21 protein-coding genes are annotated in these 26,592 nt (G+C 50.1%); 10 read left to right on the top strand and 11 right to left on the bottom strand.

The window, feature by feature from the left end:
* Window positions 1-178: 178 nt before the first annotated feature.
* Window positions 179-1,294, bottom strand: a complete 1,116-nt coding sequence (gene fni, locus M4D81_RS26500) for a type 2 isopentenyl-diphosphate Delta-isomerase (protein WP_260068598.1) — start codon at window positions 1,292-1,294, stop codon at window positions 179-181.
* Window positions 1,295-1,599: 305 nt separating this feature from the next.
* Between fni and M4D81_RS26505 the strand changes: the two genes are divergently transcribed.
* On the top strand, window positions 1,600-3,144 hold the full coding sequence (locus M4D81_RS26505; protein WP_260068599.1) for a phospholipase D family protein: 1,545 nt from the start codon (window positions 1,600-1,602) through the stop codon (window positions 3,142-3,144).
* A gap of 73 nt (window positions 3,145-3,217) precedes the next feature.
* Here the strand turns inward: M4D81_RS26505 and cls are convergent, their stop codons facing one another.
* The gene (cls, locus tag M4D81_RS26510; protein ID WP_260068600.1) at window positions 3,218-4,720 is read right to left on the bottom strand and encodes a cardiolipin synthase; all 1,503 of its coding nucleotides are present in this window, start codon (window positions 4,718-4,720) and stop codon (window positions 3,218-3,220) included.
* Between the two features lie 202 nt (window positions 4,721-4,922).
* Here cls and M4D81_RS26515 point away from each other — a divergent pair, with 202 nt between their 5' ends.
* The 5 genes from M4D81_RS26515 to M4D81_RS26535 all read left to right on the top strand — a co-directional run bounded on the left by M4D81_RS26515 (window position 4,923) and on the right by M4D81_RS26535 (window position 10,628).
* The gene (locus M4D81_RS26515) at window positions 4,923-5,519 is read left to right on the top strand and encodes a TetR/AcrR family transcriptional regulator (protein ID WP_260068601.1); all 597 of its coding nucleotides are present in this window, start codon (window positions 4,923-4,925) and stop codon (window positions 5,517-5,519) included.
* 104 nt (window positions 5,520-5,623) lie between these two features.
* Window positions 5,624-5,965: a DMT family transporter gene (locus M4D81_RS26520; RefSeq protein WP_260068602.1), complete on the top strand. Its 342-nt coding sequence runs from the start codon at window positions 5,624-5,626 to the stop codon at window positions 5,963-5,965.
* A complete protein-coding gene (locus M4D81_RS26525; RefSeq protein WP_260068603.1) occupies window positions 5,965-6,279 on the top strand; it encodes a DMT family transporter in 315 nt (104 codons plus the stop codon). Before M4D81_RS26520 ends, M4D81_RS26525 begins: the two co-directional genes overlap by 1 nt.
* Window positions 6,280-6,430: 151 nt before the next feature.
* Window positions 6,431-7,366, top strand: a complete 936-nt coding sequence (locus tag M4D81_RS26530) for a TetR/AcrR family transcriptional regulator (RefSeq protein WP_071218848.1) — start codon at window positions 6,431-6,433, stop codon at window positions 7,364-7,366.
* A 46-nt stretch (window positions 7,367-7,412) separates the two neighbouring features.
* Window positions 7,413-10,628 carry an efflux RND transporter permease subunit gene (locus M4D81_RS26535; protein WP_260068604.1) on the top strand — a complete coding sequence of 1,072 codons (3,216 nt, stop codon included), beginning with the start codon at window positions 7,413-7,415 and terminating at the stop codon, window positions 10,626-10,628.
* A gap of 78 nt (window positions 10,629-10,706) precedes the next feature.
* Here the strand turns inward: M4D81_RS26535 and M4D81_RS26540 are convergent, their stop codons facing one another.
* A complete protein-coding gene (locus M4D81_RS26540) occupies window positions 10,707-11,384 on the bottom strand; it encodes a TorD/DmsD family molecular chaperone (RefSeq protein WP_260068605.1) in 678 nt (225 codons plus the stop codon).
* A 341-nt stretch (window positions 11,385-11,725) separates the two neighbouring features.
* Here M4D81_RS26540 and moaA point away from each other — a divergent pair, with 341 nt between their 5' ends.
* On the top strand, window positions 11,726-12,730 hold the full coding sequence (gene moaA, locus M4D81_RS26545) for a GTP 3',8-cyclase MoaA (protein ID WP_260068606.1): 1,005 nt from the start codon (window positions 11,726-11,728) through the stop codon (window positions 12,728-12,730).
* A gap of 146 nt (window positions 12,731-12,876) precedes the next feature.
* Here the strand turns inward: moaA and mobA are convergent, their stop codons facing one another.
* Window positions 12,877-13,533 (bottom strand): molybdenum cofactor guanylyltransferase, encoded by a 657-nt coding sequence (gene mobA, locus M4D81_RS26550; protein WP_260068607.1) that lies wholly within the window; start codon window positions 13,531-13,533, stop codon window positions 12,877-12,879.
* A gap of 145 nt (window positions 13,534-13,678) precedes the next feature.
* Between mobA and M4D81_RS26555 the strand changes: the two genes are divergently transcribed.
* Window positions 13,679-14,959, top strand: a complete 1,281-nt coding sequence (locus tag M4D81_RS26555; RefSeq protein WP_260068608.1) for an MFS transporter — start codon at window positions 13,679-13,681, stop codon at window positions 14,957-14,959.
* 148 nt (window positions 14,960-15,107) lie between these two features.
* Here M4D81_RS26555 and M4D81_RS26560 read toward each other — a convergent pair whose 3' ends face one another.
* Entirely contained in the window at window positions 15,108-16,826 is a 1,719-nt protein-coding gene (locus M4D81_RS26560; RefSeq protein ID WP_260068609.1) for a glutamine--tRNA ligase/YqeY domain fusion protein, read from the bottom strand.
* A 276-nt stretch (window positions 16,827-17,102) separates the two neighbouring features.
* Here M4D81_RS26560 and M4D81_RS26565 point away from each other — a divergent pair, with 276 nt between their 5' ends.
* Both M4D81_RS26565 and M4D81_RS26570 read left to right on the top strand, forming a co-directional pair.
* Window positions 17,103-17,357: a DUF2164 domain-containing protein gene (locus M4D81_RS26565; protein ID WP_071218900.1), complete on the top strand. Its 255-nt coding sequence runs from the start codon at window positions 17,103-17,105 to the stop codon at window positions 17,355-17,357.
* Between the two features lie 39 nt (window positions 17,358-17,396).
* Window positions 17,397-17,945 carry a GNAT family N-acetyltransferase gene (locus M4D81_RS26570; RefSeq protein ID WP_113059576.1) on the top strand — a complete coding sequence of 183 codons (549 nt, stop codon included), beginning with the start codon at window positions 17,397-17,399 and terminating at the stop codon, window positions 17,943-17,945.
* A gap of 123 nt (window positions 17,946-18,068) precedes the next feature.
* Here the strand turns inward: M4D81_RS26570 and M4D81_RS26575 are convergent, their stop codons facing one another.
* The 6 genes from M4D81_RS26575 to M4D81_RS26600 form a co-directional block, all read right to left on the bottom strand.
* Window positions 18,069-18,728: an MOSC domain-containing protein gene (locus M4D81_RS26575; RefSeq protein WP_260068610.1), complete on the bottom strand. Its 660-nt coding sequence runs from the start codon at window positions 18,726-18,728 to the stop codon at window positions 18,069-18,071.
* A gap of 229 nt (window positions 18,729-18,957) precedes the next feature.
* A complete protein-coding gene (locus tag M4D81_RS26580) occupies window positions 18,958-19,455 on the bottom strand; it encodes a GNAT family N-acetyltransferase (RefSeq protein WP_071218898.1) in 498 nt (165 codons plus the stop codon).
* A gap of 273 nt (window positions 19,456-19,728) precedes the next feature.
* On the bottom strand, window positions 19,729-20,982 hold the full coding sequence (locus M4D81_RS26585; protein WP_260068611.1) for an MFS transporter: 1,254 nt from the start codon (window positions 20,980-20,982) through the stop codon (window positions 19,729-19,731).
* A gap of 388 nt (window positions 20,983-21,370) precedes the next feature.
* Window positions 21,371-23,206, bottom strand: a complete 1,836-nt coding sequence (locus M4D81_RS26590; RefSeq protein ID WP_260068612.1) for a cache domain-containing sensor histidine kinase — start codon at window positions 23,204-23,206, stop codon at window positions 21,371-21,373.
* Window positions 23,203-24,783, bottom strand: coding sequence for a response regulator (locus M4D81_RS26595; RefSeq protein ID WP_260068613.1), 1,581 nt, complete (start codon window positions 24,781-24,783; stop codon window positions 23,203-23,205). The genes M4D81_RS26590 and M4D81_RS26595 overlap by 4 nt, the downstream gene beginning before the upstream one ends.
* A gap of 93 nt (window positions 24,784-24,876) precedes the next feature.
* Window positions 24,877-26,556 carry an extracellular solute-binding protein gene (locus M4D81_RS26600; RefSeq protein ID WP_260068614.1) on the bottom strand — a complete coding sequence of 560 codons (1,680 nt, stop codon included), beginning with the start codon at window positions 26,554-26,556 and terminating at the stop codon, window positions 24,877-24,879.
* Window positions 26,557-26,592 lie beyond the last annotated feature (36 nt).

The raw sequence follows: 26,592 nt of genomic DNA on the forward strand, positions 1-26,592 counted from the left end.
ACAACTCCTTATCAGGTTTACTTCTATATTTGTAAGTATTACACAGCTTCGGTTCTTACCGCCGAAGCTACTAATCGTAAGCTAAACAATCTTATTAATTATAGCAGATACCCGATAGACTTCAACACGAATATACTGCCATCGCTTTAAAGTAGATCCCGCCAATCACCCCGGCCATTCAAACGCGAATCAGCCGTTGGGTTGACTTCAGCGCATCGATATTCCCCGCGCCGATTCCGAACATCGCCGTCCGCAGCTCCAACTCCACCTGGGCAAGCCGCTGATCCAGCGCTTCCACCGATTCGACGGCCGATCCCAGGAGTCCACGCCCGAAGCCTGCCAGATCGGCGCCAAGCGCGAGCGCTTTAGCGGCATCGACACCGCTTTGCAGCCCGCCGCTGCCGATAAGCGCACAGGTTGGCGCAGCTTCACGCACCTCCACGATGCATTCCGCGGTAGGATTGCCCCACCCGGCGAAAGCTTCAGCCGCAGCGCGGCGAACCGGATCCGGGCTGCGGAATTTTTCAACCTGGCTCCATGAGGTACCGCCCGCACCAGCCACGTCGATGAAGGCCGCCCCGATATTGAGCAGGTTCCGCGCCGTTTCACCATCGATGCCCCATCCGACTTCTTTAATGCCGACCGGTACCGAAAGCGTACGGCACAGATCCTCAATTCGCTTAAGCAAACGACCAAACCGTGTATTCCCTTCCGGCTGAAACACCTCTTGAAGTCCGTTTAAATGAAGGACCAGCATGTCCGCCCCCGCAATATCCACCGCCCGCTGACAATCGTCAAGGCCAAAGCCATAGCTCAGCTGCACCGCTCCAAGGTTGGCGATAACCGGCACGCTCGGCGCACTCTCCCGGACACGGAAAGTGGGAGCAAGCTCCTCCTTCTCCACCGCTGCCCGCACGGAGCCTACCCCAAGTGCCCAGCCGCGCCGCTGCGCGGCTTCAGCCAGACGTCTATTGATCTCTCCCGTGGCCTTGCTTCCCCCAGTCATGGAGCTGATCAGAAATGGGGTTCGTACGGAAAAACCAAGAAATGCAGTGTCCAGCTTAATATCTTCAAAGTCGATTTCCGGCAGTGCGGAGTGACGGAAACGGTAACGTTCAAAACCGGTGGTTACCCCTACGGAGCCAACTTCTTCATTCAGGCATAAGCGTACATGCTCTATTTTTCGTTCGCCCGTAGGCACTTCCGGCACCAGCCTGCCCTCGGATCTTTCCAAACCTCTGCCTGAAATGGTTTCAGCTGGTTGACCCGCGGTCTCTTTATGTTCTGAATTCATCCCGTGCCTCCTTATCCACTTCGCTCATCCTTTAGATAAGCCATATATAAGCATATCATTGGCATCAGGTTATCCCGCCTGCATGATATGCACATCATCCATTAGCAAAAATATAAACGACTCGGTCTTGACCCATTCTACCGCATGTTTTGAAAAAACAAACCCGAATATCATTCTACCCCGGCTTCCTAGGATCAACTCCGTCTGTATCTCACACTTTCTGAATTGCAGAAACGAAGAGTGCGTCAGAACGGGACTTTCAAGTTAATTAACGGTATACAACAGCGATAGGAGGATGGGCTATCTTGGGTTTCCGCCATTTCATTCATAACCGCAATTCAGAAAATCTACCTACAACCGATCCAGGCAACCTGCTCGTGTCAAGGAAACCGAATACCAAAAGCTCCCGAACGCGAACAACGATTTTCATCTGCCTTGTCCTTCTTATACTATGGCTCATCGGCGTGATGATCTATCAGACTCATAAGCCACTGCCGAAAGGGATCTCCTATGAAAGCCCGCTGTACCAGAGCGACGTTAAAATGTGGACCGACCTGACCTACCCCGGACCGGATGGTCAACCGGTACATGATCACGAAATCGGACCCCGCATCGGTCAAATTATCGACGAATCCCGAAAATTCCTGGTGATCGATATGTTTCTGTTCAACGGCTACACCCATAAAGGTCAGGAATTCCCCGAAGTCAGCGAAGAGCTTGCCCATCGCCTTGTTGCCCATAAGAAGAAATATCCCGACATGGATATCTTCTTTATTTCCGATGAAGTGAATACCGGGTATGGCTCCTATTCGCTGCCGGAATTCGAGGTCATGAAGGCTGCCGGCATTCATGTAATCATGACCGATGTCGACCGGCTGCGAGACTCCACGCCCGCCTATTCTGCCGTATGGCGCACATTCTTCCAGTGGTTTGGCCAGTCGGGCACGGGGACACTTCCCAATCTGATGGCAAGCGAAGCACCCGATATTACGGTGCGCTCCTATCTGAAGCTGCTGAACGTGAAGGCCAATCACCGTAAAGTCGTCATCAGCGAGAACACCGCGCTGGTCACATCAGCCAACATCCATGACGCCAGCGCGTTCCACTCGAACATCGCCTTCGAAACGAGCGGGGACATCATCAGGGATATGCTTGCAGCCGAGCAAGCCGCCGTTAACCTTACAAGCCCGATCAAACTGCCGGAGTATGAGCCGGGCTCAAAGCCACCTCCGCTGCCTTCTGGTCAAGCTAACGATGTCGATGTTCGTTATTTGACGGAAGGGAAAATTTATAAATATGTTCTGGAGGCCATCGAGCAATCACAGCCCGGGGACACGCTCTGGATGGGGATGTTCTATCTGGCTGACAGCAAAGTCATGGACCAGCTTCTAAAAGCTTCGGACCGCGGCGTTGATATACGCCTCATCCTGGATCCGAACCAGAACGCCTTCGGCCGGGATAAGATCGGCATCCCCAACCGTCCTGCTGCGGCCGAGCTCATCAAGAAATCCAAAGGGAACATCTCCATTCGCTGGTACAACACCGGTACGGAGCAGTATCATACCAAGCTCATGTACATTGCCAAACCGACGGGGAAATCCGTCATTACCGGCGGTTCAACCAATTTTACCCAGCGGAATCTGGCCGATCTCAATCTGGAGAACAACTTGTGGATAGCCGCGCCTAAAGATCATCCGCTTACCCGGGATCTGGACCGTTACTTTCATCGAATATGGTTCAACGAAGGCGCGGCCTTTAGTCTCGAAGCCGAGGCTTACCAAGGTGAAACGACATGGATGAAGGACATCCTGTTTAAACTGCAAAAATGGCTGGGATTCACAACCTTTTAACAATTCCTTCAATAGTATGTATGTACGCGCATGAAGGGCCGGTCTAGGCCTGAATGGCCAACCTCCGCTTGGCCTACAGCAGAGGTGACATCAGTCGGGCGGCCGACTCCAGCAGGCGGGTCATGATTCTCTTTTTACGGGTATGATTGCGATCGTACAGGAGGGCGGACTCCAGGTCCTGCTCGAAATCGGACACCAGCCGGCCTACACTTTCCGTATGAACGAGTAAAGCGTTAACCTCAAAATTAAGGTGGAAGCTCCGCATGTCCATGTTAGCCGTGCCAATGGTTGCAACCTCCCCGTCAACGATCAGCAGCTTCGAATGCATGAACCCTTTTTCATATTCATATACCCTTACCCCGGCGTCCAGCAGATCCGGAAAATAGGAATGGGAAGCCAGAAAGGGCAGCCATTTGTCCGGCTTCGACGGAAACAAAATCCGTACATCAAGACCGGACAGGGCAGCAACCCTGAGCGCGGTGAATATGTCTTTATCCGGTATAAAATACGGCGTAGCCAGCCATACCGACTTGCGAGCCGACACAATCATGGAGAAGAAAATGTTCTTCAGGGCTCTTCGCTCATTGTCCGGTCCGCTTGCGATTATCTGAACGGCGCCGGCACGACTCTCCAGTAAATCCGGTGAATAATAGATCGGCTCACTCGGCTGCTCTCCCGTCATGTACTGCCAATCCTGCAGAAAGACAACCTGGAGCGTTCTGACAGCCTCTCCGCGAACAAGCATATGGGTATCACGCCAGAAACCGAATGCCTTGCTGCGGCTTAAATACTCATCCCCTACATTCAATCCGCCAACGAATCCGACACTCCCGTCAATCACAACGATTTTGCGATGATTGCGGTAATTTACACGGCTCGTGAAGAAAATCGTCTTTGGACTGCCGAATACGGCGACCTGTACACCAGCATCCCTCATCTCCTGCAAAAAGGAAGGCGGCAGCTGCAAGCTGCCAACGGCGTCTACCATAAACCGCACGGCAACCCCCTCTCTCGCCTTCCGAATTAATATTTCCTGGATCTGCGTCCCGATCGCATCCGGACGGTAAATGTAATATTCCATATGAATGTGATGCGCCGCTTGTTCCAGCTCCGCAATCAAGGCTGCAAATGTCTCTTCCCCGTCGGTCAGCACCTTGGTATCGCTCGAGAAGGAAATCGGCGTGCGTGCCAGGCGGGTAGACAGCTGAAGGAGCTGCTGCACTTCAGGCTTAAAGCAGGAGATGTCCGGGGTGTTCTTGCGGAGCACTTCGCTGGTGTATACCAGAACGTCCTTACGTGCCTTTTTGTCGTATTTTCTCCGCTTAAAATAGTTCTGTCCAAACAAAAAATAAAACACAAGCCCCACGATAGGGACTAACGCCAAGAGCAGAATCCAGGCCATCGTGCTGGTGGGATGACGGTTCTCCATAAAAATCATGAAACCGATGGATACTACGGTTAGCGTGGAGAATATCCCGATAATGGTCCCGGTCGTCTTCCCGAAATAATCCAGGCCAAAATAATAAAACGCGAACAAAAGCGCGGTAATCAATACAGCCTGTATTCCCTTTCTCATATCGTATACCCCTTGTTCTTCATCGTTAATGTCTCTCTGTATGTACGATGCTGGTCACACCATATTCTACATGATCTCCCTCAGGAACTAAAGACTGTTCTCCGCGAGCTGACAAGGGACCGATGCCCCAAAATAAAATATTGACAATGGTAACGCCATTTGTTAAAAATATAACTAACGACCGTTAGTTAGGAGGAATGTTATGAGTGCCGCCAATATTAAGCAATCCGCCCTTGCCCACTTTGCCAAAAACGGTTACGAAGGGGCATCGCTGAAACATATTGCAGACGACTGCGGGATCAAAAAACCGTCGATTTACGCCCATTTTTCGAGCAAGAAGGATTTGTTTCTGCAAGTGCTTCAGGACGTATTCCATCGTCAGGAGGAAATGATGGTAGCCTATTTCCTTAACCATGCCGATTGGCCGCTGGAGCAGCAGCTGCACGGATTCCTTGAAAGCCGTCTCCAAGCTTATCGTCTGGATGATGAAGTGCGGTTCTTCATGCGAATGGCCTTCTTTCCGCCAAGTACGCTGTATGACGAAGTGATGGCGATGGTGTATCCGCTCTTGGATCAACAGGAGTTGAACTTGTCGAGGATGCTTGCCGCGGGCTGTCCGGAGCATGGACGTATCATCCGTCATCCGCGCAATGCGGCGATTTCCTTTATGACCTTGGTGGATGGAATCCATCTGGAAACCGTGTACGGCGGGGAGGAACGGGCCATGAGACGTCTTGCCGCGGCTTGGCCTGTGTATTGGTTAGGGGTAACAAAGCAAAGATATAACCACAAGAGTTAATGTCTCCTAATTTACGCATAATAAAGAGGCTTAAGGAGAATAGGAACAGGAATCGGTAACCGTGAGGGGTTACTGTTGTTTTCATAAAAGGAGTGACAATCATAATGAATCGCAACTGGATTTTTGTGCTGCTTGGCGGATTGGTTGAAATCATATGGGTTATGGGATTGAAGCATTCCTCCAACATCTGGGAATGGATTGGAACCATAGCCGCCATTGCAGTCAGCTTCTATCTTATTATCGAGGCAGCCAAACGGCTGCCGGTCGGAACGGTGTATGCCGTATTCACGGGAATCGGCACAGCCGGAACGGTCGCGTCGGAGATGCTGTTCTTCGGGGAACCGTTTAAACTGATCAAGGTGCTTCTGATCTGCGTGCTGCTGGCAGGCGTGATCGGCCTTAAGCTGGTTACGGCGGATCATGCAGAACCGGAGGTGAGTAAGTAATGGCCTGGGTCGCTCTTGTATTTGCCGGATTATTCGAAATCGGCGGCGTCATCGGCATCAAAGGCGTGTCGGAGCGCAAGGGATGGCAATATGTACTGATTTTGGCCTTATCTTTTGCCGCCAGCTTCTCCCTCCTCTCCTACGCCATGACCGTACTGCCTATGGGTACCGCTTATGCCATCTGGACGGGAATCGGGACGGTGGGCGGCGCCATCACAGGGATGCTCCTGTTCGGTGAACCGAAGGAATGGCGGCGCGTGCTCTTTATCGCCATGATTCTGTGCTCGGCCGTCGGCCTGAAATTGATCAGTTAGTTACTTTTGTAAAATTTCATAAGTTTTCAGAACCTAACGTAAAGGACGACCGTAGTAAAGTTGAAACGGTCGTTCTTTTTCATATATAATAATTCTTGACCTTATGGTCAATCCAAGAACCGCAAAGTTCTAAAGTGAGGTGAGCTATTGATTGGCTGATAAAACGGCAGAAAAACGACAGCAAATTCTCATCACTGCGATGCAGCTGTTTTCCGCGAAGGGCTCTTCGGTTACCTCCATGCAGGAAATCGCCGAAGTATGCGGGATGTCGAAAGGCAGCCTCTATCTTCATTTCAAGTCCAAAGAGGAACTGGAAAAGAGCATTTACGAGCATATCGCAAGCCGGATTAAAGATGAGATTCTCCGGGTCGACCACGATCCGCTTCTCGCGCCCAAGGAGCAGCTGCGCAAGCAGACGGAAGTGCTTCTGATCCATTTTCTGGAGATCCGGGAATTTCTCCTGAAGCAGTTCCATGATCAGATGCCGGGGAAACCGCCTTTTGACAAAGAAGACATGCAACAAGAAATGCTGGCTGCATTGCAGTGGTTTAACAATAAGCTGAAATCCATTTATGGGCCCGAAGTAGAGCCATACACATTGGAAATCGGCATGTTTATGGGCAGTATGCTGGGTTCGTATATCCGCTTCCTGTTCATGCCCGGGTTCCATTTGAATGTGGGAATCACCGCTGATCACCAAATTCAGCTGCTCGATGATATTGTGGACAGTATTCTGCGCAGACGGCCCGAGCCCCTGATCCCGATGGAGGCGGTAGGGCAATTGGGCCAATTATGCCAAACCGACATTCGTACAACTCGTCACCCGCTCATCGTCATTAAGGCGATGAAGAATGAACTAAAGAAGATTCAGGTAGAGACGGATGTCCGGGAAGATGCGATGGAGTCGCTCAATATTATGGAGAAAGAACTGCTTGCCCTCCAGCCCAGCCGGGCCGTTCTGAAAGGAATGCTTGCTAACTTGGAGGGAATCGAGGAAATTGAAGCATTGTTTGCGGAGCTGAAGGGAACCATTGTTACCGTGCTCGAAAGCTATCTGACACCCGGTGGAATGATGCAGGGAAATTAGTCTAAGTTAGAGACATAGAGTTTTGGAGAGGAGAGAGAATCGCCTAATGAAAGGAATTATCAATTTCTCGCTTCGCAACAAGTTTGCGATCTGGCTGCTGACCATCATCGTCAGCTTCGGTGGGTTATACAGCGGACTGACGATGAAGCAGGAAACCATTCCGGATATTAACGTCCCGTTCTTAAGTGTCACCGCGATCTATCCGGGCGCAGCCCCTGAAGGTGTTGTGGAGGATGTCACCAAACCGCTCGAAACGAGACTCCGCAATATTGACGGCGTCAAAACCGTAACCTCCACATCCATGGAGAATGCAGCCAACGTCATGGTTGAGTTTGATTATGGTAGTGATCTGGACAACGCTACAGCTGCTGTTCGTGAAGCCATAAACGAGGTAAAGCTGCCCGATGACGCTCAGAAACCTACCATATCCAAATTCAGCATGAGCTCCATGCCGGTTGTCTCCCTAAGTATTGCGAACAAAGACAACATGGCATTGGATGAATTAACACGCATCACAGAGAACGATATCGTTCCGGAGCTGGAGGATTTGGACGGCGTTGCTTCCATCCAGGTAGCTGGCCAATTCGTGAACGAGGTACAGCTTAAGTTTAATCAGGACAAACTGAACGAGCTTGGCTTGACGGAGGATACCGTCAAAGGTATCGTGCAGGGTTCCGCGCTGTACGTTCCGCTCGGCATGTTCGAAATGGACAAATCCCAGAAGGCCGTTGCTATTGATGGCGGCATTATCGGCATTGACGATCTGAAAAATATCGCTATTCCGGTTATTCCGGGCGGCGGCGGTGCAGATGCAGCTGCCGGAGCCGGCGCTCCGAATGCCGGGGCAGGCCAACAACCATCGCAGCAGCCTTCCGGTGACGCAGCTGAGGCAGGCCAACAAGGTGCTCCTGGAACCGGTGCTGCTGCAGGCGGACCAAGCGGTGCTCCTGCCGTTCCAACCGGCATTCCAACCGTAAAACTCAGCGAGATAGCCAAAATTGAAGTTATTGGAACCTCGGAATCCATCTCCCGCACCAACGGGAAGGAATCAATCGGTATCCAAATCGTGAAAGCAAACGATGCCAATACGGTTGACGTTGTCAATCAGGTGAAAGACAAGGCAGAAGAATTGAGAGGCCTCTATCCTGGCATGGATCTGACGATCATGCTGGACCAAGGCAAGCCAATTGAAGACTCTGTTCATACGATGCTTTCCAAGGCATTATTCGGCGCATTGTTCGCCGTTCTGATCATAATGGTATTCCTGCGCAACATCCGTTCGACGATTATATCGATTATTTCGATCCCATTGTCCTTGCTGATTGCTGTGCTCTGTCTGAGACAAATGGATATCACCCTGAATATGATGTCGCTCGGTGCCATGACCGTTGCCATCGGCCGGGTTGTCGATGACTCGATCGTCGTTATCGAGAATATCTACCGGCGCATGTCCCTCTCGACCGAGAAATTAACGGGCCGGGAGCTCATCAGCGCCGCTACACGTGAAATGTTTGTGCCGATCATGTCCTCCACTATCGTAACCATCGCGGTATTCCTGCCGCTTACCCTGGTCAGCGGTATGGTCGGAGAGCTGTTCATGCCATTTGCATTGACGATGGTCTTCGCACTGCTCGCTTCCCTGGTCGTAGCGATCACGCTCGTGCCCGCTATGGCGCACAGCCTGTTCCGCAAAGGCTTGAAGAACAAACATGATCATGCGGAGAAACCGGGCGCAATGGCCCGCGGGTATCGTTCCATTCTGAAATGGACGCTGAATCACAAAGCCATTACATTCCTGGCAGCCATCGCGTTATTAGTAGGAAGCTTGTTCCTGACGAAGTACCTTGGCGTTAGCTTCATTCCGGAACAGGAAGACAAATATGCCATGGTGACTTATTCTCCTGAACCTGGCGTCATGCTGGAGGATGTGGAGGAACGCGCATTAAAAGCGGAGAAATTGATCCTGGATCAACCTGGAGTCGAAACGATGCAGTACTCCATCGGCGGAAGCAATCCGCTTGGTATGGGATCAGCGAATTCCGGATTGTTCTATATTATGTATGACCCGGACACGAAAAACTTCGAAGATGTCAAAAAAGCCCTTGTCGAAGATCTTGCCAAGGAAGTACCGGACGGTACTTGGTCCAATATGGACATGGCAGCCGGCGGCTTTGGCGGCAGCCAGTTAACGGTTAACGTCTTTGGCGATTCTCTGGAGCAGATCAAGCCGGTGGCTGATCAAATTGCTGAGCTTGCCAACAAGGATACAGCCACCTTCGAGAATGCAGAGACCAGCTTGTCCGAAGCGTTCGAGCAGTATACGCTGGTTGCTGACCAAGAGAAGCTGAGCTCCCTTGGCCTGACCGCAGGACAATTGGCAATGAAGCTGTCTCCCGTACGGGAACGTCCGGTCTTGACCGAAGTCAAAATTGAGGACAAGACTTACAATGTTTACATTGAGACGGACAGCAAAACCTATAAGAGCATCAAAGAAATCGAGAACGAAACCGTCACCTCTCCACTCGGTATCGAAGTGCCGATCAAGGATGTGGCCAAGGTGGAAAAAGGAACGACTCCTGACTCCATTATGCGCATCGACGGGAAAATGGTTGTAACCGTCACAGCCGATATCCTGTCCAGCGATGTTGGGTCGGCCTCCACCAACCTGGAGACTGAAGTGAACAAGCTTGAACTTCCAGACGGCGTATCCGTCCAGTTCGGAGGCGTTACCGAGCAAATCAACGAAACCTTCGGACAGCTTGGACTCGCCATGCTGGCAGCCATTGCGATTGTATACTTTGTGCTTGTGGTTACATTCGGTGGCGGTCTCGCGCCGTTCGCCATCCTGTTCTCGCTGCCGTTCATTGTCATCGGAGCCATTATCGGCTTGCTTGTTACAGGCGAGACACTGAACGTGTCTGCACTCATGGGCGTACTCATGCTGATCGGTATCGTCGTGACCAATGCGATTGTATTGATCGACCGCGTGATCCATATGGAACGCGAAGGCATGAGCACCCGCGAAGCCCTGCTTGAAGCCGGCGCTACCCGTCTTCGTCCAATTCTGATGACGGCACTCGCAACGATCGGCGCTCTCCTGCCACTCGTATTCGGTTGGGAGAACAGCGCAGGCATCATTTCGAAAGGACTCGGCATCACGGTTATCGGCGGTCTGATCAGTTCGACGCTGCTCACGCTCGTGGTGGTACCTATCGTGTACGAGTTCCTGATGAAGTTCAGCAAGAAAAGAATCGAAGATTAATTAGAACATCAAAGCCCCGGCTTCCTACATTAGGATGCTGGGGCTTTTTTTGGATGACTATGATATGGTCCTGGCTCGCTAATGTACCAGCACAGCTTCCCTGGAATGCTTCCACGTCTTCAGCATATTCAGATCCTGTGCGAGGAACTCCTCAAGCAAACTGAATACCGACTGATAAAGCGGGCTTTCCGTGGAGCCTTTTAGATCCTTGCAGAGGGATGGCACCCATGACAACAGATGCTCCTCCAGAAACTTCTCTTGAACCTCCATCAATTGCAGCATGCTATGTTCACAATACGTATTGTTCAGCATACGGTCATGAAGCAGTGTCATAAATTCCAGTTCAATGGCTATATGATCGTCCGCTTCCCCGTGCAGTTTATTAAAGGCAACACCGGCGGATGCATAACAATCGGCTAAATCCTGAGCGCATCCATCCTTCGTGTAATGAGACTTTGCCGCTTGACGCTGTTTGGACTGCTGAAGCAATCGGCGGTATTCCGCCCCCTCGTATTCGCAAATCCGAACCAATTCCTCAGGTGAGCGTCCACATAAATAGGTCATCAGGTCCGTACCGGCCTTCGAACACTCCGCAGCCTTGCTAATTCCGCTTCCGCGGCTCCATTCCGCAATCATAGACAAGCTGGGCCAATTGCCCAAAAAATCGATGAGCAGCTCGTAGACCGTACCCCGGTTTTCAAGCCATCTGTGACAGACGTCAGGCACCTCCAAAGTTTGAACAGGTGATATCGCCATATCGAACCTCCTATTGGTAACCTTTCTTGTTGGATGTGATATCCTTGACAGTATATCTTAGATGAACGTCTAATGAAAGCAGTTTGAAATGATTTCCGAAAATTTCGGAAAAATCAGGAAACTTTCGGAAATCTAGAATGTCACTACTCGCTTTCAAGGGGAGAAAGCTTTTGTCCACAGCTTCAATATACTGGATCCCGAAAGCGTTTTCTGTGATACTTCTCACAAATCCTTGAACTTATCCACGCAGCTTGTCCGGTTGACATGACCCTTACAATGCATTGACTCCCGTTCGGGGAATGGCTACAATGTGACCATGCATGCTATAAAGGGGGATTTCCATGATCGAACCGCTTAAAGATTCTTTCGGTCGGGTCCATGATTATATTCGTATCTCGGTGACAGATCGATGCAATCTTCGATGTGTCTATTGTATGCCGGAAGAAGGGATGGAATTCCAACCTCCCGATCAGATTATGAGTTATGAAGAGATCGCAGCGATCATGCGCGTACTTGCCCCGATGGGCGTCTCCAAAGTACGCCTTACCGGCGGCGAGCCGCTGGTACGCAAGGACCTGGAATCCTTGGTCCATATGATTGCTTCCATTGAAGGAATTCAAGATATATCCCTGACTACCAACGGGATCATGCTCCCCTCCAAAGCTCGCCTGCTTAAGGAAGCCGGACTTACCCGAATCAACATCAGTCTGGATTCGCTTCATGAGGATCGCTACGCGCGCATTACGCGCGGCGGTCAAGTGCGTAAAGTGCTGGAAGGCATTGAAGCCGCTTATGAAGCCGGCCTGGATCCCATCAAACTAAACATGGTGTTAATGAAGGGCTTCAACGAAGACGAAATTCGCGACTTTATCGCGCTGACGTTCGATCGTCCCCTACATGTCCGCTTTATTGAATACATGCCGATCGGGCAAGCGTCCGATGCCTGGCGAGATTCGTATCTGCCGCTCAGCCGGGTATCTGAAGTGTGCCAGGAGGCGGGTTGGACCATTCTGGAAGAGCAGGGGCCATCCGGCAACGGACCTTCACGAAATATGAAGGTGGTTGGAGCTACAGGAACCTTCGGTCTGATCCATCCGGTCAGCGATCATTTCTGCGATTCCTGCAACCGCCTCAGGCTGACGGCTGACGGCCACATCAAGGCTTGCCTGTACTGGTCCGACGAATTTAACGTGCGCCGCGTCGTCGATGATCCTTCCGCGGTGGCAAACCTGTTCCGCAAAGCGCTGGGTTCCAAACCGTTGAATCATGAAATGGCGCTCGCGCTCGAGAAAAAAATGCAAAGCCATACCCCAACCGTCCGGCGTATGTCACAGATCGGCGGGTAAACCGTCGGCTGTGCGTATAATAGCCGAAGGCAGTCATATGGTTGTAATTAAAATCCCCGCCAAGCATTTAGCTGGCGGGGTTATTTTTTAAAATAAATACCGTTTCGTCGTGCTTTTGCACACCTTTATTCAGCTATAGAAATCTACTATCTATCCTCAGGCAAGTCGGCATTCATCAGGCCGGCTGCTGCCTCGTATTCCCCAGGCGTGTTCATATTAAATAAAATTTTGCGCGGATCAAGGCCCGTAATTGCCTCTAATTGCTCCTCGTGCACGAAGACGGCATTCAGCTCCTGCACCCACTCCACCATGCGAAGTTGTCCCTTGATCAGCCTGCGTTCAAGGCCTTCTACGATTTCTTTGCGATATACCGCCAGCAGCGGATGCACCCTGCCTTCTACAACAGGAATTACAGCATCGGCTGTGAGCTGCTGATTCGCCAGATTCAGCAATCCCCGAAGGAAACGCTCATGGATATGGGGCATGTCGCACGCAGCGACCATATTCCATGTGCTTTGGGATGACTTGAGCGCGGCATGAAGTCCCGCCATCGGGCCTTGCCCGACATAAAGGTCGGGAACGCATTCCAACCCGAGAAATTGATAAGATTCGGGGGTATTGGTGGATAGGATGACGCGGCCGCTAACCTCGTCAAGCGCCTGGACCGTTCGCTCGATCAAACTCATTCCCTGCATGGGCAGGAGCGCCTTGTTTCTTCCCATTCTCCGGGAGGCTCCACCTGCAAGTACGATACCCGTCACCTGATCTGGCGAAAGGCCGACATCTACGGGTTGACAGCTCATATGTTCTACCAGCCTTTCTTACACGTTGTAAAAAACTCGATTCAGTTTATAGGTTAATAACCAGAATAATGGAAAATCATTTAAAAGATGGTTTGTATCCCTTTTCAATGCGTGATACATTGAAAGGGAAAGCGGCTTTTTTTCGATGCCGCGATTGTGGATTGTATTCGGTTTGAAAGGAATGACCTACTTGCGGAATATGGACAACGCCCAACCTTCGCTGATATCGCTCAAGCTGTTCAACTTCTTCATTTACGGAACCATGGTCATCTTCACCGGTTTCTTCCAGTTATATTTGCAAGACATCGGCATGAGCAAAATTGAAATCGGCAGCCTGATGGCGATCGCGCCATTTGTGTCCATCTTCGCCAATCCGTTCTGGGGATTCTGGGGTGATCGGGCGGCAAACATCAAGCGGGTGCTGCTGATCATGATGACCGGTACGCTGCTGCTGGTTCAGCTTGTATTTCAGGCGAATACCTATGCAATGATATACATGACAATGATTTTCTTTTATTTCTTCCAGACTCCGATGTTCTCGCAGACAAATTCGCTGATTCTAACCTATATTGAGGGGACGCAGCAAAAATTCGGCTCGTTCCGGCTATGGGGCTCGCTTGGATGGGCACTGACGGCCATCGCTGCAGGGCCTGTCATCGACCGGCTCGGGTCGGGGCGCATCGCCATCGTGTTCTCGATTATGCTGCTGGTGGCGGCCGTGTTCATGTTTACGCTGCCCTCCATCCAGAAGACGACAGCATCGGCATCGGTAAGCCTTAGAGGACTCAGCAGACTGTTCCTGAACTCCTATTTTGTCTGTTTTATCCTGTTAGGCATTATGGTATCCATCCCGAACACAGCCAATAACACTTTTATGTCCCTTTACATCCTGGAGCTTGGCGGTACCAAGCAGATGGTGGGCCTTGCGATCTTCTTCTCGTCGATATTTGAAGTGGTGATCTTCATTCTGTTTGATCGCTTCCTGAAACGGAAAATCAATGTCCTGGTCGGCTGCCTGACGATTGTCAGCCTGCTCTTCGCCCTCCGCTGGCTGCTGATGGCTGAAGCCAACAGCGCGCTGGAGGTGGCCATCATCCAGCTCCTGCACTGCGTAACCTTCGGCGGCTATTTCTATGTCGGCGTACAGCTGACGATGCTGTTTGTGCCGACGCCGTATCGCGCTTCCGGACAAGCGATCTATACCTTAAGCTGGAGCGGCATATCCGGCGTCATCGGCGGTCTTGCCGGCGGCTGGATGTTCCAGAACTTCGGAGCGCAGATCATGTACCGGACCGGCACGATGCTTGCCATTGTGGGTGCCATCGGCTTTGGCTGGATGTGGTACAACCTTCGCAAGCACGGGTATCAGCCGCTGCATCCGGACGATCTCGATAGCGACGAGATGGAGGAGTACGCTGCGAGTTAGATCGTGGTCCTGTACGCAAGCCATCAACAAGATGGTACCATCGTAAATATAACAAGACTCGAATGAATCCTGTAACGGAATCTTCGAGTCTTGTTTGCGTTATAGAGCACAGGAGACTTCTTGAACGCGCCTATGCCGTTATTTTGATTTAGTTCTTCGGAAGCTGGAATGAGCTCTTCAGGGAGACCACGCGGTTAAATACCGGACGGCCTGGCTGCGAATACTTCGAGTCGACGTTGAAATATCCATGCCGGAAGAACTGGAACTTGTCCTGCGGCGCAGCATCCTTCATATTCGGTTCCACGAATCCCTGCACGATTTGCAGCGAGTTCGGGTTGATGTCGTCCAGGAAGGACTTCTCGGCAGTTGCTTCTTCCGCTTCGCCTGCAACCTCCTGCACCAATTCGGCTTCTTCCTCTTCGTCCTTGAACAGCGGTTCAAACAGGCGGAATTCAGCAGGTACGGCCTGCGTGGCTTCCACCCAGTGAATCGTTCCCTTCACCTTGCGTCCGGTAAAGCCGCTGCCGCTCTTCGTCTCCGGATCATACGTGCAGTGGATCTCGATGACTTTGCCGTTCTCGTCTTTAATGACGTCATTGCACTTGATAAAATACGCATGCTTCAAACGGACCTCGTTGCCGGGGAACAAGCGGAAATATTTGCTCGGAGGATCCTCCATGAAATCTTCCTGCTCAATATAAATCTCGCGCGAGAACGGAATCTGGCGAATCCCCATCTCCGGATTCTCCGTGTTGTTCTCGGCGTCCAGCCATTCGATCTGACCTTCAGGGTAATTCGTAATGACCACCTTCAGCGGGTCCAGCACAGCCATCGTACGCGGCGCCTTCAGCTTCAGATCCTCACGGATAAAGTGTTCCATCACTTGGCGGTCCACCGTGCCGTACGCCTTCGAAATTCCCGTCTCAAACACGAAGTTGCGAATGGCTTCAGGCGTATACCCCAAGCGGCGAAGTCCGGAGATCGTCGGCATGCGCGGATCATCCCAGCCGTCCACCACATTCTCGTCGACGAGCTGCTTCAGTTTACGCTTGCTCGTAACCGTCTGCGCCACGTTCAGACGTCCGAATTCGTACTGATGCGGCGTGCTGTCCATCTCGCATTCGGCCACAACCCAATCATAGAACGGTCGTTGATCCTCAAACTCCAGGGAGCACAGGGAATGCGTAACCCCTTCAATGGCATCCTCCAGCGGATGGGCAAAAGCGTACATCGGATAAATGCACCACTTGTCGCCTGTATTATGATGATGCGCGTGAGAGATCCGGTAGATGACCGGATCCCGCAGATTAATATTCGGCGAAGCCATGTCGATCTTGGCGCGCAGCACGCGTTCGCCGTTGGCGAATTCCCCTTTGCGCATCCGCTCGAACAGATCCAGATTCTCTTCCACGCTGCGATCCCGGTATGGACTATTATGCCCTGGCTCGGTCAGGGTTCCGCGCGTTTCGCGGATTTGGTCAGCGGATTGGTCATCCACATAAGCTTTCCCTTTCTTAATCAGCAGCACGGCACGATTGTACATCTCTTCAAAATAATCGGACGCGTACCGCAGCTCTTCCCAATCGAATCCGAGCCACTTCACGTCCTCCTTAATGGAGTTAACATACTCAATGTCTTCCTTCACCGGGTTCGTATCATCGAACCGCAAGTGCGTCCGTCCGCCGAATTCATCGGCCAGTGTGAAATTGATCCATATGGCCTTGGCATGTCCAATATGCAAGTAGCCGTTCGGCTCCGGCGGAAAGCGGGTAACGATTTCCTTGACTTTACCGGACTTCAGGTCTTCGGTAATAACATTTTTTATGAAATTGGAGGGGGTTCCCCGATGGTTCTCCACGTTGATCAACCTTTCGTCCTGTAATTTCTGTCTATCTCCTGTATAAACGTGTTTCCCTTAAATATACCTGTAATGCCGCGATTGTTCAAGGAATTCGGCACCTCCGTGCCGCAAGGCGCCAGGTTGCGATGAGGATTCCGGCAAGCAGACTGCTCCCAGTATCTAACCCGCGCACAGAAGATTCTCCCGCAGCCGAAAATGCCGGCGAAAATCGTTTTGACGGGGGCTGGTCAATAGGGTAGCATGAAGAGAAAAACAGCTATGAAGGAGGCCTGCAATCATCTTATGAAACCTACCAAATTCCCTAAAGAACAACGCGAACAGCTGATTGGACTGGTTCAGGAATACTTTGAAACCGAGCGCGGCGAAACCCTCGGCCATCTAGCCGCAGAGGGTGTTCTTGATTTTTTCACGGAGACCTTAGGGCCTCATCTATACAATCAAGCGCTCAGCGACTGCAGAACGGTTGTCAGTCAGCGTATGATTTCCCTTGAAGAAGATATTTACGCATTGGAGCAAAAAGTGAAGCGGACTCGTTAAAGCTACATACACTTCACGAGTGAACAAAGGAGATACCTTATGTTTGGATACACATTAGATGACCATGTTGAATTGCGCCCGCTTGCCATAGAGCATGCACGGGCGATGTTCGAGATTACCGATCGTTCCCGGGACCGCCTGCGCAAGTGGCTTCCGTGGGTGGATGCCGTCACCGAAGTCAACGATACCGTCAATTATATCAAAGGCGCCATGAAGCAAGCGGCCGAGAACGGCGGCTTCTCGGCCGGCATCTGGGTCCGGGAGGAGTTGGCAGGCACCATCTCGTTTCATGAGATCGATTGGAACAACCGCTCGGTCAGTATCGGATACTGGCTGGATCAGCATTTCACGGGGCAAGGCCTGATGACAAGCGCATGCCGCGCGTTCACGGATCACGCGCTGATGCGCATGGGCCTGAACCGGGTGGAGATCCGCTGTGCAACGGCTAACCATCGCAGCCGGGCCATTCCGGAACGGCTGGGGTTTGTGCTGGAGGGAGTCATAAGGGAAGCCGAGAAGCTGCCCCAAGGCTATGTTAACCACGCGGTCTACGGCATGATTCAGAGCGAATGGAAGCGGATGAGGTAATCTCTATATCCGGAACAAAACCGGCTTGAATCCTACGATAAGGACGCAAGCCGGTTTTGTTGTCTGTATGTGTTCTAGAATATAGGCTGACCTTGGCTTAGAAGCCTGGCAAGAACCATCGTCTCACTCCTGATTCTCCCGCAGGGTCTCCAGCCATTTGCCGAATTGCGACTTCAGGCTGGCTGACAGCACATCGATCTCCAGCATGCGGGACAATCCGCGTTCATCCTTCCGTCCATCCTTCATCATGCGAAGCACGTCCTGCACCGTTATGCCGGAAGCATGGGACTCAAGCTGAGTGACCGCTGAATCGGCACGGACATCCCCTTCCTCCAGGACTCGAAAGTAAAACCCGCTGTAGCCCGTATTCAATACTCTTGCCGGCATATCTTTTACGCCATGCTTTTGCGACAGCTTAAAGCAAGGATATCGGGGCTGGCTGACCTGTACCACCGCGCCGCCTATCTGGTATACATCCCCGATGCAGACCCGATCCTCCAGCATCCCCCGCAGCGTCAGGTTTTCGCCAAAGGCAGCATACGCCATCTGTTTGCCCAAGGAGTGTTCCCAATAAGGATAATGCTCGAAGGGGTACGCGCACACCGCCTTATCCACGCCGCCGTGATTGACGAGATCGGCCTGACCATCCCCCTCGAAATTCAATGAACTTAGGAACAAGGGACCCTCCACAGGCTGCTTATAGATTCCCGTGGACAGGTCCTTTCCCTGGTAATCAACCGTTACAGGCTTTCCCACATTCAGCGATACAATGCCCATAGTCATGGAAAATAACCTCCGCCTTCTTTTCTTTTCATCTACTATATGCAATAGCGTATGCCCTTGTCCAGAAGCCGTTTTAAGTGGCGGGCCAAATAACATAAGGCCAACCAGAAAACCCTGGTTGGCCTTAACATACGAAACAGCCCGGCAAGCTGCCGGACTGTTCAACCCTATGACCTTCATCTCTCTGCCGCTCGGTAACCGGCCTAGAGGGATACCATAATGTGATCAATCATGATAAGAAGCAGCACATTAAGATATCATCGACGTAACGTCCATCCACATAAAACTCCTGAATCAGCCTGCCCTCTTCCTGAAACCCGCAGTTCCTGTAAAAAGCAAATGCGCCAGGATTGCTGGACAACACCCGCAGCCTCAGCTTCAAAATGCCCTCTGCGCGCGCCATATCCTTCACAGCATCGATCAGCCGCTGCCCGATGCCCTGCCGTTGATAAGCAGGGTGAACCGCGATGTTCAGCTCCAGCACATGACGATTACTGTGAAGGCTTGTGGGCGACCGGAATCCGATGTAACCGCACAGTTCCCCCTCATGCAAGGCCACGAGCTGTGTGCCTGGCGGACAATGCAGAAGATAATGATCTCTTGAGTTCCACTCCAATGGGGCAGGGGCCGTATTGCGATCCCATACCAGTTCATCGAGTTCCATGAGTGCAGCTGCATCCTTCATCTCGGAGAACCGGATGGTCAATGTCTCTTGACCGGTCTTCATCGCCATCCCTCGCTTTGATAACCATTCCCTCTATTATACCAGACCGGTTTGCTTCTTGCAGACGAGTTTCACGGGTCAAGAATTATTGTTCATGAATAGAGGCATAAATATCCACGACAATCGGTGCCGCCCTCTCCGGCCAATCGCTTGAAATCCGCGCCTAACATATCGGCTCCCTTCACGCTAAACCTTAGACAAAAAAAGCAGCAAGCCCCGAAGAAGGCCTGCTGCTTAATCTCTATCCTGAAATTATATCAACTATTAGAACTTGGGCTATGCGTTAAGGTGACCTGCATTCTTGTCATGAGCGTCTTGATGCAGCGGGATGTCCTTACTAATCCGGGCATGCACGGCAAATGACAGGAATGACAACACGGCAACACCTACAGCCAACCATGCCACCGGCGTCAACCCGCCGCCGTCATACATCGTTCCCATCGCATAAGGCCCAATCACCCGGCCTGCGGCACCCATGCCGCCTGTCACGCCGATATAGAACGGAGCCGCTTGTCCTGCACGTTCCGAGATAAAAGCCGGGATCGCAGGCGAAATCAGCATTTCCCCCAATGTGGCCAACACCATCGCCAGGATCATGCCCGGATAACTGTGCACCGTCACAATGACGACATAAGCTGCCAGATAGAACAAAGCGCTTGCCGTCATCTGACTGCTCTCCGTACGGGCCGCCCAACGCTTGATGGCATTCGTGAGCGGCTGCGCGGCAAAAATGAGGATCCCGTTCAGCGTCCATAAATAACCGTAGGCCGTCTTGGACATCCCCTCCGAGATGATGAACGGAGACACCCCTGTATTCCAGATGGAATTACCGAACCACAGAAACAGAGAACCCAATCCCATAAAGAGATAGATTCGGGTGTTCCCGAGCAATGCCCAAGCGCCGGGGCCCGCCGGCAGCGGACTCTTGGGCTGGGGATGATGGGACCCTTGCGATACGCCTGTTCCGCCCAGCTTCGTCAGATAGGACAGGAAGAAAATCGCAAATCCGAAGGACGTGACGCCATTTAAGACAAAGCTTAAATGATACGATATCTCCGCCAGGAAACCGCTCATGGCCGTTCCCAAGGCTACGCCGATATTATTCGCAACATAAATGACATTAAACAATTCGCCCCGCCGATCGGCAAACCGGAAGCCGATAAATGCCTGTATGGCTGGCATCGATATCGCGTTACAGAATCCGATGAAACCCATCATCGCGATGAACAAGCCCCATAGTCCATTAATGAACGGAAGGGTGAACAGTCCGAGGGCATTCAGCAGCAGCGAGCCCACAATGAGCTTTTTCACCCCAACCCGGTGGTACAGCGCACCGCCAAGGAGTTGACCGGCAATTCCCCCCATGGACTGAATCAGTATGACAAAACCCGCATCCTTCATGCTGCGTCCCAGTTCATCGAATACATACATCGTTGTCAGCGGCCACATCAGGGACCCGCCTGCAGAGGCAACGAGACTTGCAACAAGAAAACCTTTTACTTCCTTAGGGTACTGCTCCAACCATTTCATGTTTATTATCTCCCAGCAGCCTCGCAGCAGTAAATTTACGCATATAACCTAAAATAGCCCCACAAAGTGGAGCCTATGCTCCGATGCTTATTCCAAATACTTTGCGGGGACCCCAAAAAACTTTATAAATTCTAATATGTTAAAAAAAAAGCCCATGCGGGCTTTTTCTAATTATTCTTCAAAAAAGAGGCGAACGCCGTCTTTTTGCTGTCCTATAATCCTGTAAGAATGAACATTGCTTGTCACTTCTTATCGCCCAAATCCTAGTATCGCTTGAGAGATCCATTTTTAGCAAGCACATTCATTGACGCTTTACCATAACAGCGAACAGGACGCTAAACAGCGGATCCTCAATTGTTGAAGAATCCCTTGGTTCAGAGCTCCCCGTCTACCCCGCCGCCTTCTTATCGGGGTTTGAATTTCTGGATCTTGCAGGTATGCGTATTTGAACCGAAGTCCCGATTCCGACTTTGCTGAAGATGGACACGCCGTATTCGCTCCCATAATGCAGCTTCACCCGCTGGTCAATGTTTCGAATCCCGCAGCCCGTGTGACTATGATCCTGGGGATCCAATATCTCTTGGATTCGTTCCTGCTTCATACCCAGGCCATCATCTATGATTCTGTACAGGATATCATCGCCTTCCTTTTGGACTGAAACCCGAATATGAATACGATCTCCACTCCAAGCATGCTTCAGCACATTTTCAATGAAGGGCTGTAAAATCAGTTTTATAGTCTCGTAAGGCCATATATTCGTGTCGATATCAAAAGTGACTTCCATGCGCTGACCATATTTTACTTTTTGAATATCCAGATACGCATTGGCCTGCTCAATCTCTAAAGCGATGGGTATCAATATTCTGCCTGAATTTAAGGTAAGCCGATAAAATTGTGCCAGCTGCACCACCATATCCTGAAGTTTCTCCGTCTCCCCGAATTTCGCAAGCTGATTAATGGAGGATAGCGTATTGTATAAGAAATGAGGATTAATCTGCGTTTGCAGCATTTCAAGCTCTGCTTCCTTCTTTTGTAGCTGGGTTAAATACACTTTTTTTATTAACGCTTCGATATCCTCGCCCATCGCATTCAAGGCATTCGCAATTTGAGGGAACTCCCCCTTGCCCCGATAAGCGATCCGTTTATGCAGATCCCCTTCCCGAAATGCATTGAGTACCCCTACAATCTTCAGAATTCGCTTAGAGAAAGATCGGGAAATAACATACCCCGTATATGTAAATAACACTACGCAGATGATACAAATGACTATCAAAACGGTTCGTACTCTCTTCGCTTCCTGTTCAATAATATTAAGCGGAACTTGCGCAACGATCTTCCAGTTCTTCTGTGGCAAATCTTCTTCGATGATCAAATAATGCTTCTGATCGTGTGCTGTTAACCCCGTAGGTTCATTTACTTTGACGAGGGTTTCGTTATTATCTTCAACAGATGGGCCAGAGGTAAACACCACATTCCCGAAGGGATCCAGTACCGATAACATACTTCCGTCCCCAAGTTTCGCGTAATCTACACTATCGAACAGCTGCGACAAGCGAACACTGAACCGCATGATTCCCACTTCTTTAATTTGCAGCGGATTGTTCATATCCACCATTCGTCGAATCATCGAGATCCGTCCATCCCGCTCATCCTCTTCCACCTGCCTCCAGATCATGGTTGCATTGTATTTCTCCCCCGGCAGTGTGAAATACCAAAACTCATTGGAAACCCGAGTCATATGGTAAATATCATAGGTTTGTTCGTTGAAATCTTGGTTGATTTCGAGATTCCAATTTTTATACTTCTCGTACACCGTTTGATTATGAAAATAGACGGATAGCCTTAAATTAAGGCCAACCGCCTTTGCAGCGCTCTCTAGCTTTGGGAGAATCACATTGTTCATGCGGACATGATTATCAGCACCCGATAAATCCCGGCGGATGCTCTGAATGAATGCAGGATCATCATACAATGTCGCCGATGTCTGGACGATATCATCCACCTTATAGGCAACGTTATCCCGAATCTGCTGAAGCGTCCCCTGGATGTTGACGCGGGTCTGTTCGCGCATAGTCTCATCATACATCGAATGCGAAATATAAAAGTTTACAGAAACCAATAGCAAAGTAAAGACCGTAAAGGTCAGCATGAGCTTATAACCGACGGGTATATACCCCAGCTTCTTGCCGTCTGTTCCGGATGATGGAATCCAGTGATTGTTCATCCCAATTCTCTCTTTCGGTATTCCATGGGTGTCATGGCGAATTTTTCTTTGAATTGTCGGCTGAAATAAGGAAGATAGCGGTATCCTACCTGATCGGCGATTTCATAAACTTTAAGGCCAGGCTGTTTTAGCAATTCACACGCTTTTTCCATGCGCAGTTGTACAAGTAGTTCATTAAACGTATTTCCTGACCTCTCTTTAATCAAAAATCCGATATGACTCGGCGAAAAAGAAAAATGCTGGGCAATATCCTTTATCGTTATATTCTCACTCATTCGTTCTTTCATCGTTTGGATGACACTGCGGATGAATTTACTATCCTTGGAATTGGATTTCTCATATAATCTTTCGGAAATTTCGAATATACGCTGGATGAACCATGAACGAATATCGCTGACGGTTTCGAACTGCATCAAGATATCCAGATGATGAATATCCATGCCTAACAGGTCAAACAAGTCTTCATTGCGACTGCTTAAATATTGTTCGAGCTTCCATATAATATAATTCGACATATTATGCACGGTAAAACGGGAGCGCAGACTCCTTATAGAGCCGAATAATTTTTCCAGTTCATCACAGATTTGAACCAGCTCGTATTCCTCCATTGCCTTTAAGAGGACGTTCATGCGTTCATCAAGCATCCTTGCATCCAGCATTCCCGGCTCGGCACTGACGTCTTCGTACTTGATAATACTTCCCTTGCCCAGAAACATCTTGCCTTCCACCGCTTCAACAGCCTGCCTATACGACAGGTGAAGTTGATCCAAGGTGCGTACGGGTTCACCAATGCCCGTTGTCATGGATGTCATCAAATGCTGCTGAACGCTATCCATCAGTGTGCTTATCGTTGGAGTAGCGTTACTGTCCTCCAGCAGTATCGCTACTCGTTGCGAAGACAGCTTACAGTAAGGAAGCATGCTGCTCCCACTATCCGTAATCGCCTCTTGAATACGTTGCAGGAATATTCTCGCCAATTCCCTCTGTGAGGAAAGGCTCCCCGCCTGACGCCATGAAACATTATCGAGCTCCATGACTGCGACGCGAACCGGCCATTTCAACTGGTCGAATTCATAAGAGATACTCATCTTTGTCAGTAATTCTTCTGATTCTTCCCGCTCAAGCAGACGTATAAGAAAATCGCTTTTGACAATGGGGATCATCTCCTGATAAGCCATCTCCACCTCGCGCTGCTTGTTTTCTTCATCTAGATCCCGCTTTACCTTGATTAAGGAAGCAACAAGCTCCCTATCGTTCATCGGCTTGAGAACATAACTGTAAGCCTTCAATAAGAGTGCTTGCTGTACATAGCTGAATTCCTGATATCCGCTGACGAATATGATTCGCATGTTAGGTTTATGTTCAAGCGCAATCCGTGCCAGCTCGAGTCCAGACATATAAGGCATATTGACATCACTGACTAAAATATCAACATCTTCGCTCTTGATAATTTCACATGCCGACAATGCATTATTGACACTCCCCACTAACTCCATATGCAGATCGGACCAAGGAATGAATCTTCTCATGCCTTCGAGATCTAGTTCTTCATCATCCACAAGCAGCACCTTGTACATAGAACCCCCTCCAGACAATTATGTTCGCAAAACAGAGATATCCCAAAGAACCTTATGGATTCTTTGGGAAGTCCCCCTGACATTACTGTGTTATTATTTTCCGTTCAATTTAGCTAAATTCTCCTGCCATTTGATCGTCCGCCATTCCAGAAGCTGACCATAGCCCAAATCCATCAAATCCTTGTTTCCTTGATCGAGAATTTTATCAACCTCTTCGTCGCTCTTCGCCATGACGGACTTAGCATAGATTTCGAGGAAAAGTTCATCGACAGATGCTTTGATAATGCCTTCATCCGAATCTGGAGCCGGATTGAGGTTAACAAATTCTGTAACGTTTAATTGAGTTGGCCAAGTAATCGTTTGTTGGTAACGTGTTCTCCAGTCCTGCTCTTCGAAGGGGAGATTCTCCATGTATTTATATTTGGCAGGGTCAATATAACTCGTATTACCTACGAACATAACAGGCTCATTCTTAGATTGAATTTCTGCTACTTCTGCCGGATCATAATTCTCGGTGAAATTCGGCTTACCATCTTCATCGAATCCGTCCCAGTTCTTTCCTTCTGGACCGAAGAATTGGACGTTCATCCCTTCCGGACCTGTGTACCAGTCGAGGAATGCGAAAATCCCTTCAGGGTCCTCAGCAGCCGTTGTAATATAGGCAGCATTCCATCCAAAGCTTGTGTAGGTGCCTGGATAAATCTTATTCTTATCCAGACCTGGCTTATGAATAGGCCAAATCATGAAATACCCGCCATCCGGATCTTGTTTGATCAATTCAGGGTGCGCTTCGCCTGCCATCGTTGTGGGACTTGCTCCTGCAAATACTGCCACTCTGCCTGTCATGACTTTCTCCAAAATCTGATCTTCCGTTTGGTTAAAGGCATCTTGAGAGATGAGCTTCTCTCTGTACAGTTTAGCAATATATTTCTGAGCCTCTCGGAATACCGGATCTGTAAGTACTGACGTCAGTTTTCCGTCTTTTGGAACCGCAAGCAAGCTAGCATTCAGATTCGTGTAACTTGCTCCCTCTCCGAAGGCCGTGTATAACACGCCAAGTCCCTGTCTTTCCTGTGCACGGTGCGGCTCGAACGGAATGATGCTGCTGCCGTACTTATCTTTAACTTTCACCAGATAATCATATAGATCGTCCGTTGTTTCGAGCGGAGGCTCGCCCAGCTCTTTATAGATTTTCTTGTTAACTACGTAACCGGCGTTACCGTAAGGATTGGATGAATACCAGTTAGGGAACATATACAGTTTGCCATCATCTGAACGTAACATGTTCAGATCGCCCATCCATGTCTTCAGGTTGGGATACTTATCCAAATAATCATCATAGGCTACCAGTTTTCCTTCTTTGCGGAGTCTCTCCAAGTCTGGATGGTTCTTGTCTGTCCAGATCATATCCGGCAGGTCGTCTGAAGCCATCATCGCACTCAGCTTTTGCGTATGTGCTCCAGCAGCCGCAATCATGTTGATTTTCACTTGTTTTTCTTCACTTAAATATTTACCGACAGGCGTGCTTTCCCATTTAGGGAAGTCCGAGTTCTCATAGTGAGAATATGCTGAAAACTCCAGCGGCTTCTCACCAAGTACCCATTTGCCGTCACGATTCCCCTCTGCTGGCGGATCGGTTTTCTTCTCGCCATCATTGTTTGCTGCCGGTGGTGCTGGAGCTGGAGCTGCCGATTTTCCGCATCCCGCTAGAGCCGTAACCATTATCAATAGCAACGAGACCAATACGAGCAACGGCTTTTTCGTCTTTCTCATTTACTTAACCCCTCTCATTAACAAAAATATATATGT

Origin of the sequence: Paenibacillus sp. p3-SID867 (genome assembly GCF_025142895.1) — a bacterium.
GTDB lineage: Bacteria > Bacillota > Bacilli > Paenibacillales > Paenibacillaceae > Paenibacillus_AQ.